The sequence below is a fragment of the Nocardia wallacei genome (genome assembly GCF_029869545.1).
Lineage (GTDB): Bacteria > Actinomycetota > Actinomycetes > Mycobacteriales > Mycobacteriaceae > Nocardia > Nocardia wallacei_A.
Genome location: NZ_JARWQD010000121.1, coordinates 1 through 12,245, shown reverse-complemented (window position 1 = coordinate 12,245; position 12,245 = coordinate 1). Strand labels below are relative to the sequence as shown.

Here is a 12,245-nt window from a genome sequence, read left to right as displayed (position 1 = left end):
GGGGAGAGGAACCACGGAAGGAGAGTTCGATGGCTACGACGACCGCCGGGCGCATGACGATCGGTGAATTGTCGCGCCGCAGTGGTGTTTCGGTGAAGGCGCTGCGCGAATACACCGATCTGGGGCTGATCTACACCCTCGGCCGCAGCCCGTCCGGCTACCGGCTCTACACCACCGACGCCCTGTGGTGCGTCGGCTTCATCGGCGAGCTGCGCGGCCTGGGCCTGACCATCGCCGAGATCCGCCACCTGGTGGCCGCCTTCGACGACCCCGGGCAGTCGGTCGGCTCCCGCCTGGCCGAACTGTTGCAGCGGTCCCGGCACCGGCTGCGCCGACGCATCAGCGAGTACCAGCAAATTCTGGGCCGCATCGACGAGTTCGAGTCCGCCCACCGGGTGCACCTGGTCGCCGATGACGTGTGCTGGGCCGGGAACCCGCGCGGGAATCCACCGACTGCGCTTGACTCTCCCACCGGGGGTAGACCCGAGGCTGGGTGCCGGAAGCACCTGCACCGAAAGGAAGCCACCGGCATGACCGCCAGCAAGTTCACCGACACCATCATCGGCAAACTGTTCGACCCCGCCGGAACCACCCGCACCACGCTCATGGGCACCGCGATGCGGCTGCTCGCCCACGGGGAACCGATCGCCGTCGACCAGCTCGCCACCGCCGCCGGAGTCGAGGTCGCCGATATCGAATCCGCGCCCGCGGCAGCCGACATCGAATACGACGACAAGCACCGCATCCGCGGCTGGGGCCTCACCCTCAACCCCACCCCGCACCGCTTCACCGTCGACAATCACCTGCTCTACACCTGGTGCGCCGCCGACACCCTCCTGTTCCCCGCCATCCTCGGCCGCCCCGCCCGCATCGAATCACCCTGCCCCGCAACCGGAACCACCATCCGGCTGACCGTCGACCCGGCCGTCGGAGTCAACGGCCTGGACCCGGCCACCGCAGTAGTGTCACTGCCGGGCCCCGACGAACTGGACATGGCGCAGGTGCGGGCCACCACCTGCAACCCCGGCCGCTACTTCGCCTCCGCACAGGCCGGCGCCGACTGGCAGGCGCAGCACCCCACCGGGGTCCTGCTGCCGGTCGCCGCCGCCTACAACCAACTCCGCGCCCTCAGCGACCGCGTGCGCACCGGAACCGGTACACCGCCCTGCTGCTGAACGACAGGTCGATCCACAGCGATCGAGACGGCGCGGATCATCGCCAAGTCACCCTCCGCCACTGATCCGCGTCGCCGTGAATTCACCATCCGCCCACGCAAGGATTCGACGTTGCGCCCGCAGCTCGGCCGGTATGGCCGAAAGCACCCGCCACCGGGAGAGCCAGGCGATAGTTCGCTTGGGTAAAATCGGTGGTTCTTGTGTGTCGTGAGAATGCACACTCGAACAGTCGCCCCGAACCGCCTATGCCGAGGAGATATCTGTGATCACCGCGACCGACCTGGAGGTCCGGGCCGGAATCCGCACCCTGCTGACGGCGCCGGGCGCGGCGCTGCGGGTGCAGTCCGGCGACCGGATCGGGCTGGTCGGGCGCAACGGTGCCGGGAAGACCACGACGCTGCGCATCCTCGCCGGGGAGGGCGAGCCGTACGCGGGCAAGGTGGTTCGCTCGGGTGAGATCGGTTACCTTCCGCAGGACCCGCGCGAGGGCAACCTCGATGTGCTGGCCCGCGACCGGGTGCTGTCGGCCCGCGGCCTGGACGCGCTGATCCGGGAGATGGAGAAGCAGCAGGCGCTGATGGCCGAGGTCGCCGACGACGCCGAGCGCGAGAAGGCGGTGCGCAAGTACGGCCGCCTCGAGGAGCGGTTCTCGGCGCTGGGCGGCTATGTCGCCGAGAGCGAGGCGGCGCGCATCTGCAACAGCCTCGGCCTGCCCGATCGGGTGCTGGGGCAGTCGCTGCGCACGCTGTCGGGCGGTCAGCGCCGCCGCATCGAGCTGGCGCGCATCCTGTTCTCCGCCTCCGACGGCAGCGGCGGCAAATCCGACCGCACCCTGCTGCTGGACGAGCCGACCAACCACCTCGACGCCGACTCCATCACCTGGCTGCGCGGCTTCCTGCAGAACCACGAGGGCGGCCTGATCGTGATCAGCCACGACGTGGAACTGCTCGAGGCCGTGGTCAACAAGGTGTGGTTCCTGGATGCGGTGCGCGGCGAGGCCGACATCTACAACATGGGCTGGAAGAAGTACCTCGACGCCCGCGCCACCGACGAGCAGCGCCGCCGCCGCGAGCGCGCCAACGCCGAGAAGAAGGCGTCCGCGCTCAAGGCCCAGGCCGCCAAGCTGGGCGCCAAGGCCACCAAAGCCGTTGCGGCACAGAACATGGTCAAGCGCGCCGAGCGCATGCTGGCCGACGCCGACGAGATCCGCGTGTCCGACAAGGTGGCGCGCATCAAGTTCCCGGAGCCCGCCGCCTGCGGCAAGACGCCGCTGATGGCGGAGAACCTGACCAAGATGTACGGCTCGCTGGAGATCTTCACCGGCGTCGACCTCGCCATCGATCGCGGCAGCCGGGTGGTCGTGCTGGGCCTCAACGGCGCCGGTAAGACGACCCTGCTGCGGCTGCTGGCCGGGGTCGAGCAACCGTCCGCGGGCGGTCTGGTGCCCGGCCACGGCCTGAAGATCGGGTACTTCGCGCAGGAGCACGACACCCTCGACGACACCGCGTCGGTGTGGGAGAACATCCGCCACGCCGCCCCCGACGCGGGCGAACAGGACCTGCGCGGCCTGCTGGGCGCGTTCATGTTCTCCGGCCCGCAGCTCGAGCAGCCCGCCGGGACGCTGTCCGGCGGCGAGAAGACCCGCCTGGCGCTGGCCGGGCTGGTGTCCTCGGCGGCGAATGTGCTGCTGCTCGACGAGCCCACCAACAACCTGGACCCGATATCGCGCGAGCAGGTGCTCGACGCGCTGCGCAGCTACGCCGGTGCGGTGGTGCTGGTGACCCACGATCCCGGTGCCGCCGAGGCGCTGAACCCGGAGCGGGTCATCATGCTGCCCGACGGCACCGAGGACCACTGGTCGCAGGAGTACCTGGAGCTCATCCAGCTGGCCTGAGCGGCCGTCAGTCGTCCTGTGCGAGATGCCGTTTGGCGTCCTCGTAGCCGCCCGTGCGGTGCTCGCCCGGACCGTAGACCAGGTGCACGACACCGGTGCTGAACGGCGTCGCGCTGCGCAGGGTCAGCGGCAGGGTGGTGTCGGCCTCGTCGAACAGGCGCAGGCCCTTGCGGACCGCGATCGGATGCACCAACAGATGCAGTTCGTCGATCAATCCGGCGGCCAGGAGTTGACGGACGACCGACACCGAGCCACTCATGGCGATATCGCCGCCGGGTTCCTGTTTGAGCGCCGTGACCGCTTCCAGCAGATCGCCTTTCAGCACTTCGGAGTTGCGCCACGTGAAGGCGAGGTCCTGGCGCGTCGCGACCAGCTTGCGCGCATCGCCGAGCTTCTTGGCGAAGTAGGCGTCCTCGCCGCCCTCGGCCTCGCGCGCGGGCCAGGCACCGGCGAAGCTGTCGTAGGTGACGCGGCCCAGCAGCAGCGTGTCGGCGGTGCCGAGCTGCGCGTCGACCGCCGCGCCCATCTCCTCGTTGTAATAGGGGAAATGCCAGTCCTGGGGGTCTTCGACCACGCCGTCGAGGGCGATGAACAGGCCTGCGGTGATCTTGCGCATGGGGTGCTCCCGGAGAGTTCGTCGCGGTATCGCTGTCGAAGTGGGGACGGGGCCCGGGGCGGGAATTCGTCGCCCGGTCCGGACTATCCCGAAAATCGGTGAGCTAAATCACAGCGAGGCGTTGATCACCGACGGTCGAGTGTTTAGCCTGGAATAAGGCTGCAGGGCGACCGGAGGAAGCCATGAGTGACAGGCCCGCACAAGGGAAGTCCACGTTGGGTAAAGGCACGCGCGTCACCGGAAAGTCGCGAGACCGCCTGCAATCCCAGCTCAAGAAGCAGTACGAGGCGGGGGCAAGTATCCGCTCGCTGGCCCGGGAGACCGGCCGCTCGTACGGGTTCATCCACAACGTGCTGGTGGAGTCGCACGTGCAACTCCGCAGCCGGGGCGGGGCGAACCGGCGTAAAGCCAGCAGCAAGTAACAGGCGGTCCGGAACCCGTTGCGCACGTTGTGGTCTACGCCCGACGGCGTGACCACCACACGGCTGCAACGAGATCCGCGCGGTTGTCACGAGATGCGGTGGCGCACCGCGTATACGACCGACGAGGTCGTGGCCGCGCATACGCGGAACGATACCCGGATGCTGTCGGCGCGCGACAGTCAGTAGCGCTCGACCGCGGCGTCGCCGACGGCGAGATAGTTGGCGAGACTCTCGAAGATCGGGAGCCCGGTCTTGATCTCCAGATAGGCGAACTGCCCCTGCGGGTTCACCTCCAGGAAGTAGTACTCGCCGTCCGTGCCGAGCCGCAGGTCGAGCACGCCGAACGCCAGGCCCAGCGCGCCCATCAGCGTCGCCAGCGACTTGCTCACCGAGGCCGGAAGCCGCGCGGGGCCGAACTCCACGGAGGTGTCCAGGCGCGAATCCACCCGTCCGGCACCGGATTGCGAGTCGATGCGCACCGTCCATTCGATGCCGTCGATCCACACCACGCGCAGATCGCACTCGGCGTCGATGTAGTCCTGAAACGTGGTCGGTGCGGAGCGGATGGTGCCCAGGCGGTCCAGATCGGCGGGGGCGATGATCCTGGTCTCGGAGAATTCGGCGCGGCCGGTGCCGGTGCGCTTGTAGATCACCGGGCCGGGGCGGGAGCCGATGAAGCTGCGTGCCTCGTCCGGATCGTTGGTGATCAGGGTCTCCGGGATCGGGAATCCGCTGCGGCGTGCCGTCTCCAGCTGCACGATCTTGCGGGTGGCGGTGCGGTCGGCGCCCGGGTCGTTGACCCAGACCGCCGGAATCGACCAGAGCAGGCCCTGTAGGAAGCCGTCGCATTCGGCCTGCCGGTAGTCGTCGTCGGCGTGCCGGACGCCGCCGGGCACGACGCACTGGTGCGGCCGCCGCCACCAGACCGCGGTGACATCGTCGAGCCCCACCACCTGTGACAGCGACCGCGCGGTACCGGCGCGGTCCAGGCGGAAACTGCCGGTCGCGCGGGGGAACTCGCGCATATCGAGGCGAATCGGGGTGAGCCGGTGGTGCTTTCGCAGCGTGGCCGTCATCGCGTCGGCGTGCAGGTCGTCGGCCTCGGTGACGATCAGCACCGAACCTGCCGGGCGGGCGGCGGCCATCGCAGCGCCTCAGTCGAGACTGTCGCAGGCGGTGCCGTCGTCGCTGCGCGCGCAGGTCATGGTCTGGCAGAAGGTGGCCGTGGCGCCGCCGACGCCCGGCCGGGCGGGCAGCCGCAACGCCCGCGCCCACTCATCGGCCAGCCGCTGCAACCCATCATCGCCACGGCCACGAGCAGCGGAATCTCCTGTTCCCAGCACATGGTTGCCGTGGGCAGTAGAGTCTCCTGTTCCCAGCACATGGTTGCTGCGGGCAGCGGAGCCTTCTGTCCCCAGCACATCGTTGCCGTGGGTAGCGGAGCCTTCTGTTCCCAGCACATCGTTGCCGTGGGTAGCGGAGCCTTCTGTCCCCAGCCCGTTGGTGCCGCAGGCGAAGGCCGGGGGCCGGTGGGGGAGCGTCATCGGGCGGTCGGTGAGGTCGATGCGGCGGCGCTGGGTGAAGTCGGCCGTGGCGCCGGGGCGGACCCAGACCCGCACGGGGTGGTCGGCGCCGCCGGAGTGGTCGTCCAAGCGCAGTACGTCCGCCCGATCGAAGGTCCACGTGCCCTCGCCCACGCGCACGCTGATCGTGTGGTCCGACTCCGCGACCAGATAGCCGGGCAGTGGCGGCACGAGATCCCGAATGTCCGGAATCGGGCCTACGGCAGGGGCGGACGGGCGCATGGTTTCGGGCATGGGGCTGGTCTCCGATCTGCTCGCGGTTTGCCACGGAAGCCGAGCGTGACCTGGATCATATCCCCGCGACCCCGCCGATCGGTTCACATCGGAAGATTTCAGGTGCAAGGACGAATCGCTGGTCCCGATGTGTAATGCGCTATCGCCGAAAGATTTTCAGTTGAGCGATCAACGCGCCGCGCGGCGCCCGCCGCCCTTACAGACCCAGCGCCTCGCGGGACTCGGCCAACTCCAGGAACCGCTCGATCGGGTTCGACACGAGTTTGCGCGCGGTGAGGTCCATCAGCCCGAGGACGACGCCGAATTCGGCGGACACCGTGCCGTCGAGCTTGATGATCTGTTGCCGCATCCGGAATGCCTTACCCTCGCCCCATTCGAATTCACTGGTGACGGTGACCTCGTCGCCGAGGTGCAGCTCCCGCAGATGCTTCACCGTGGACTCCAGCACCACCGGCCCCACGCCCGCCAGCCGCATCTTGTCCGGGACCAGCCCGGCCGCCCGCAGTACCTCCCACCGCGCGTGCTCGGCGTACTGGTGGTAGACGGCCTGGTTCAGGTGGCCGTTCACATCGAGTTCGTAGCCGCGGACGGTGACAGGCACAGAAAACGTCATACCTCGGCAAACCTCAGGCATATGCCCGGTATTTCCGGATGACGCGTGGCCTGCGTCACGACGATGGATGTCGTTGGGGCGCCGCGGATTCCGCATCCCGCGCGGATCGGCGTGCGGTGCACGACGGCACCCACTGCCATCGTGCATCGACTGCCATTCCGAGGCTTCCCGGGCCGTGCTGCCCGAGGCCGCCGATCAACGAAAATCCTTGGGTGCCAACCCGGATGTCGGCTCACTGCTTGCGGCGCACCGAGGCTTCCACCAGGTCCAGTACGGCGGACAGGTTGTCGTTGGCGTGCCCGGAGGCGATCCGGGCGATGAGGCCGTCCAGGACGAGATCCAGGTAGCCCAGCAGGACGTCGGTCGGCACGTCGTCGCGCAGCGCGCCGGCGGCCTTGCGCCGCTCCAGGCGCGCGATCGTCGCCGCGGTGAGCTCCTCGGACCGCTGCTCCCAATTCGCCCGGAACTCCGGATCGGTGCGCAGCCGCCGCGCGATCTCGAGCCGCGTTCCCAGCCAGTCGAAATCCTCGGGGCGCGCGAGCATATCGCGCATCACCTGCACCAGGCCCTGGGTCGCCGCGACCTCGGCCATGCGGGCCGCGTCCTCGTGGGCCAGCGCCAGGAACAGCGCGTCCTTGTCGCGGAAGTGATGGAAGATCGCCCCCCGCGACAGGCCGATGGCGTCCTCCAGACGGCGCACCGTGGCGCCCTCGTAACCGAACTCGGCGAAGCACTGCCGAGCCCCGTCGAGGATCTGGCTGCGCCGGGCGGCGAGGTGGTCGTCACTGACCTTGGGCATGGGCTCCTCCAAACGGGCCCGGGCCCCGAAACCGATCGGGGCCCGAGCGTGACAACCTATCGAATCACTTGCTGATCATGTTGCGCAGCACGAACTGCAGGATGCCACCGTTGCGGTAGTAGTCGGCCTCACCGGGGGTGTCGATGCGCACCACCGCGTCGAACGACACCTTCTCGCCGTTCTCCTTGGTGGCGGTCACCTTCAGGGTCTTCGGAGTCACACCCTCGTTCAGCTTGGTGATGCCCTCGATATCGAAGGTCTCCGTGCCGTCGAGCTTCAGCGACGCCGCCGACTCACCCTGCGGGAACTGCAGGGGGATCACGCCCATGCCGATGAGGTTGGAGCGGTGGATGCGCTCGAACGACTCGGTGATGACCGCCTTGACGCCCAGCAGGCTGGTGCCCTTGGCCGCCCAGTCGCGCGAGGAACCCGAGCCGTACTCCTTGCCGCCCAGCACGACCAGCGGGATGCCCGCGGCCTGGTAGTTCTGCGAGGCGTCGTAGATGAACGCCTGCGGGCCGCCGTCCTGGGTGAAGTCGCGGGTGTAACCGCCCGAGACGTCGTCGAGCAGCTGGTTGCGCAGCCGGATGTTGGCGAAGGTGCCGCGGATCATCACCTCGTGGTTACCGCGCCGCGAGCCGTAGGAGTTGTAGTCCTTGCGCTCGACGCCGTTGGCCTCGAGGTACTGCGCGGCCGGGGTGCCCGCCTTGATGTTGCCCGCCGGGGAGATGTGGTCGGTGGTGACCGAATCGCCCAGCAGCGCGAGCACTCGCGCGCCCTTGATGTCCTGCACGGGTTCCGGGGTCTGCGGCATGCCCTCGAAGTACGGAGGCTTGCGCACGTAGGTGGAGTCCTGGGCCCACTCGAAGGTCTTGCCTTCCGGGGTGGGCAGCGAACGCCACCGCTCGTCGCCCTTGAACACGTCCGCGTAGTCCTCGATGAACATGTCGCGGCTGATGACGCGGTCGATGGTGTCCTGGATCTCCTGCGGCGACGGCCAGATGTCCTTCAGGAACACCTCGTTGCCGTCGGTGTCCTTCCCCAGCGCCTCGTTCTCGAAGTCGAAGTCCATCGTGCCCGCGAGCGCGTAGGCGATGACCAGCGGCGGCGAGGCCAGGTAGTTCATCTTCACGTCGGGGGAGATGCGGCCCTCGAAGTTGCGGTTGCCCGACAGCACCGCGGTCACGGTCAGGTCGTTGTCGTTGACGGCCTTGGAGATCTCCTCCGGCAGCGGGCCCGTGTTGCCGATGCAGGTGGCGCAGCCGAACGCGACCAGGTTGAAGCCCAGCTTGTCCAGGTACGGCCACAGCCCGGCCTTCTCGTAGTACCCGTTGACGACCTGCGAGCCCGGCGCCATCGAGGTCTTGACCCACGGCTTGCGGGACAGGCCCTTCTCCACGGCGTTACGCGCCAGCAGCGCCGCGCCGATCATGACCGACGGGTTGGAGGTGTTGGTGCAGGAGGTGATCGAGGCGACCACCACGGCACCGTGGTCGAGGATGAAGTCGCCGTACTCCTCGGTCTGGACCTTGACCGGCTTGGACGGGCGGCCCACCGCGCCGTTGGCGGCGGTCGGCAGCACGGCATCGTCCTCGGCGAACGACAGCTGGGCCGGGTCGCTGGCCGGGAACGACTCCTCGATGGCCTCGTCCAGGTGCGTGTGCGGGGTGGTGGCGGCGGGGCCGCTCTCCGCGTCGCTGGTGTAGTTGTGGATGTCCTTGCGGAACGCGGTCTTGCTCTCCGACAGCAGGATTCGGTCCTGCGGGCGCTTCGGACCGGCGATGGAGGGCACCACCGTGCTCAGGTCCAGCTCCAGGTACTCCGAGTACGCGGGCTCGTGGTCGGCGTCGTGCCACAGGCCCTGTTCCTTGGCGTACGCCTCGACCAGGGCGACCTGCTCGTCGGAGCGGCCGGTCAGCTTCAGGTACTCGACGGTCACCGAGTCGATCGGGAAAATCGCTGCGGTGGAACCGAATTCGGGGCTCATATTGCCCAGCGTGGCGCGGTTGGCCAGCGGCACCTCGGCGACACCCTTGCCGTAGAACTCGACGAACTTGCCGACCACGCCGTGCTTGCGCAGCATGTCGGTGACCGTCAGCACGACGTCGGTGGCGGTGACGCCCGGCTTGATCTCGCCGGTCAGCTTGAAGCCGACCACGCGCGGGATCAGCATCGAGACGGGCTGGCCCAGCATGGCCGCCTCGGCCTCGATGCCGCCGACGCCCCAGCCCAGCACGCCCAGGCCGTTGACCATGGTGGTGTGCGAGTCGGTGCCGACCAGGGTGTCCGGATATGCCTGCCCGTTGCGCTCCATGACCACGCGCGCCAGGTGTTCGATGTTGACCTGGTGCACGATGCCGGTGCTCGGCGGCACGACCTTGAAATCGTCGAAAGCCGTTTGGCCCCAACGCAGGAACTGGTAGCGCTCACCGTTGCGCTGGTACTCGATGTCGACGTTGCGCTCGAAGGCGTCCGCGCGGCCGAAGACGTCGATGATGACGGAGTGGTCGATGACCATCTCGGCGGGCGCGAGCGGGTTCACCTTGTCCGGATCGCCACCCAGGGCGGCGACGGCCTCGCGCATGGTGGCCAGGTCGACGATGCAGGGCACGCCGGTGAAGTCCTGCATGATGACACGCGCGGGGGTGAACTGGATTTCGGTGTTCGGGTCCGCCGACGGATCCCAATCGGCGATGGCGCGAATGTGATCGGCGGTGATGTTGGCGCCGTCCTCGGTGCGGAGCAGGTTCTCCGCCAGGACCTTCAGGGCGTAGGGCAGCTTCTCGGTGCCGGGCACGGCGGAGAGGCGGAAGATCTCATAGGACCGATCTCCGACCTCGAGGGTGCCTTTGGCGCCGAATGTATCGATGCTCGTCATACGTTCAGCTCCACTCGTCGGTGAGTCTCTCGGCCACCGGCGGGGCTGTGCCGGCGGCCCGGTCGAGGGCGCGATCCGGTCCGCGCGCCTCGTAACTCCAACCCTAACAGTACGCTTGTCCTGTGAAACACGGGGGCACGTCATGGGCGCCGTGCCAGCAACCATCATCCTCCTGTCGCGTACTGTGCTCTCGGGCCCGTCGGAGTAGTCGGTTCCGGCGTGCCGTCGTCAGCATGCTGATCGCCTGAAGAGTGTTGGATGCCCGTCGCCCCCGGGGCGGCTCGACAGACCGGATGGAAGATGACCGTCTTTTACACCTCGGTTCTCACGCCCAAGGCGGCGGCTCTGCCGTCTAATGTCGATGTGAACGCGATACTGGAGGACTTGTCCGACAACCACGTAGCGACGCCGAAGGGTCAGAAGCAGAAAGAGGGGGCGTTGGCGGCGATCGTCGATGATGCCCGTGAGCACGGGATCGAGCTGAGCATCGTGGTGGTGCAGGGCAACGATGGCCGTGAGTCGGACATGCGTGACCTGGCTACCGCCGTGGGCAAGACAGAGCACGGCACGGTGGCGGTGTTCAGTGACGATATGGTCGGGACCTACAGCGATTCCATCCCGCGGGCTCGGCTGGAGTGGGCCGAGGATCCGGCCAAAGGGCAGAAGGTCGGGCATTCCGACACGGCGGCGCAAATCTTTGTCGACCGTCTCGAGTCCCCGCAACAGGTGTCGCCTACGGTGGCGACCTCGGTATTCGTGGCGGGAGTGCTGTTGCTCATCGGTGGACTGTATTGGATCAAGGCCAGGCGTGGGCGTGACACCGTTGAAGCGCCGACGGTAACCGGAAAGCAAAGCTCGTAGGACAGCCCTTTCTCTGTCGCCCGAGCCGCGAGAGATCGTGGCGAACATCGCTGTGTAACAAGATGTTTCGTCGAGATCCGGTAGCATTGCGCATGTTGTGCTTACAAGGGGCGCATGAATGGGAGGAAGCATGCGAAAGAAGACTCTTGCGGTTGCGCTGATGGTCGGGGGGATCGCTCTCGGGTGCACGGGTGTGGCCTCGGCCGAGCGGTATGGTCCCTTTGCGGGTGAAGACAGCGAGAAACTTTGCAAGCTGGAGAAGATGAGGTATCAGGGCTCGGGTGACTGCTTCGAGGATCCTCCTGGTGGTGGGCAATGGTTCTTCGATGCGCCGCAACAACCGGAGAATCCCTACAAGTAGCGCCTTCGTGCTTCGGCACCCGGCAGCTTCGGCTGTCGGGTGCTTCTTGTTGGGCATGAGGGGTCGTCTGTGGCAGCTGTGCGAAGTACGGCACTCAGCCGTACGTGGGCGTGCGCGCACCGATCCGGCAGCTTCCAGTGAGCTGGTTTGTTTTGGTCGAGGAAACCGGATAAGCGCTAGGCTATCGCTCAGCTACTCGTAAATTACACTGGTGGCATTCCGTTGCCTGTGTTTTCTCAGTGAGAGAAGTGCCGTACGGTTTCGAATGACACGCGTGGGGAAGAAGTGTCATAAGGGCTTGCAGCGGCCGGTGGGATTCAGGGGTTGGCTGGGGCTCGTGAGGCGATGCCAGGCAGGGAGGTGGGCGAGTGGCTGGATCGAACGGGCAGGGGCGCTCGATCAAGGTCGCTCTGGGGTTGCTGCTGTGCGCGCTCGCGCTGTCGGTATCGGTGCCCACGGCCGCGGCGGCGCCCCCACCGCCCCCGAACCCCAGCGACGGCGATATCGCCGATGCCAACGGGCAGGTGGACGCGGGCGTCACCGAGGTAAGCGGGCTGATCAACGAGGTCGCCGCGGCCGAGCAGCAGCTGCAGCAGCTCGACACCGAGGTCGCGCAGAAGCGCGAGGCGGTGAACAAGGCCCTGGTCGACCTGCAGGCCGCGCGGGCGGAGGCCGATGCGGCCGCGGGGGGGGGGGGGGGGCGGCGCCCGGGGCCCGGCCCCCCCCGGGGCCCCGGGGGGGGGGGGGGCCCCCCAGTAGGGGGGATATGGGGGGGGGGGGAAGCCCCCCCCGCCCCCCGCGGGGGGGGG

12 protein-coding genes and 1 pseudogene are annotated in these 12,245 nt (G+C 67.9%); 7 read left to right on the top strand and 6 right to left on the bottom strand.

All coding sequences use genetic code 11. From position 1 onward, the window contains the following. Nucleotides 1-29: 29 nt before the first annotated feature. Nucleotides 30-1,175: an organomercurial lyase MerB gene (gene merB, locus QH290_RS09710; protein WP_280382602.1), complete on the top strand. Its 1,146-nt coding sequence runs from the start codon at nucleotides 30-32 to the stop codon at nucleotides 1,173-1,175. 262 nt (nucleotides 1,176-1,437) lie between these two features. Then, a complete protein-coding gene (locus QH290_RS09705) occupies nucleotides 1,438-3,069 on the top strand; it encodes an ABC-F family ATP-binding cassette domain-containing protein (RefSeq protein ID WP_280267182.1) in 1,632 nt (543 codons plus the stop codon). Between the two features lie 7 nt (nucleotides 3,070-3,076). Here QH290_RS09705 and QH290_RS09700 read toward each other — a convergent pair whose 3' ends face one another. Further along, nucleotides 3,077-3,685 (bottom strand): dihydrofolate reductase family protein, encoded by a 609-nt coding sequence (locus tag QH290_RS09700; protein WP_280382601.1) that lies wholly within the window; start codon nucleotides 3,683-3,685, stop codon nucleotides 3,077-3,079. Between the two features lie 182 nt (nucleotides 3,686-3,867). Here QH290_RS09700 and QH290_RS09695 point away from each other — a divergent pair, with 182 nt between their 5' ends. Continuing rightward, entirely contained in the window at nucleotides 3,868-4,107 is a 240-nt protein-coding gene (locus tag QH290_RS09695) for a helix-turn-helix domain-containing protein (RefSeq protein WP_280267180.1), read from the top strand. 48 nt (nucleotides 4,108-4,155) lie between these two features. Then, nucleotides 4,156-4,293 carry a hypothetical protein gene (locus QH290_RS09690; RefSeq protein WP_280382600.1) on the top strand — a complete coding sequence of 46 codons (138 nt, stop codon included), beginning with the start codon at nucleotides 4,156-4,158 and terminating at the stop codon, nucleotides 4,291-4,293. On the opposite strand, the gene QH290_RS09685 is transcribed toward QH290_RS09690, so the two are convergent. The 5 genes from QH290_RS09685 to QH290_RS09665 form a co-directional block, all read right to left on the bottom strand. Further along, complete coding sequence (locus tag QH290_RS09685) at nucleotides 4,287-5,252, bottom strand: MvdC/MvdD family ATP grasp protein (RefSeq protein WP_280267178.1); 966 nt, start codon at nucleotides 5,250-5,252, stop codon at nucleotides 4,287-4,289. The two genes, QH290_RS09690 and QH290_RS09685, sit on opposite strands and share 7 nt — an antisense overlap. A gap of 9 nt (nucleotides 5,253-5,261) precedes the next feature. Beyond that, on the bottom strand, nucleotides 5,262-5,924 hold the full coding sequence (locus tag QH290_RS09680; protein WP_280382599.1) for a hypothetical protein: 663 nt from the start codon (nucleotides 5,922-5,924) through the stop codon (nucleotides 5,262-5,264). 196 nt (nucleotides 5,925-6,120) lie between these two features. After that, on the bottom strand, nucleotides 6,121-6,537 hold the full coding sequence (locus tag QH290_RS09675; protein ID WP_280267176.1) for an acyl-CoA thioesterase: 417 nt from the start codon (nucleotides 6,535-6,537) through the stop codon (nucleotides 6,121-6,123). Between the two features lie 232 nt (nucleotides 6,538-6,769). After that, nucleotides 6,770-7,336, bottom strand: a complete 567-nt coding sequence (locus tag QH290_RS09670; protein WP_068031897.1) for a TetR/AcrR family transcriptional regulator — start codon at nucleotides 7,334-7,336, stop codon at nucleotides 6,770-6,772. Nucleotides 7,337-7,400: 64 nt separating this feature from the next. Continuing rightward, nucleotides 7,401-10,214, bottom strand: coding sequence for an aconitate hydratase (locus QH290_RS09665; RefSeq protein WP_280382598.1), 2,814 nt, complete (start codon nucleotides 10,212-10,214; stop codon nucleotides 7,401-7,403). A gap of 300 nt (nucleotides 10,215-10,514) precedes the next feature. On the opposite strand from QH290_RS09665, the gene QH290_RS09660 reads away from it, so the two are divergent. The 3 genes and pseudogenes from QH290_RS09660 to QH290_RS09650 all read left to right on the top strand — a co-directional run. Then, on the top strand, nucleotides 10,515-11,075 hold the full coding sequence (locus QH290_RS09660; protein WP_280267174.1) for an Rv1476 family membrane protein: 561 nt from the start codon (nucleotides 10,515-10,517) through the stop codon (nucleotides 11,073-11,075). A gap of 130 nt (nucleotides 11,076-11,205) precedes the next feature. After that, a complete protein-coding gene (locus QH290_RS09655; protein WP_280267173.1) occupies nucleotides 11,206-11,436 on the top strand; it encodes a hypothetical protein in 231 nt (76 codons plus the stop codon). Nucleotides 11,437-11,804: 368 nt separating this feature from the next. Beyond that, a pseudogene (locus tag QH290_RS09650) lies at nucleotides 11,805-12,245 on the top strand (hypothetical protein); the annotation flags it as partial.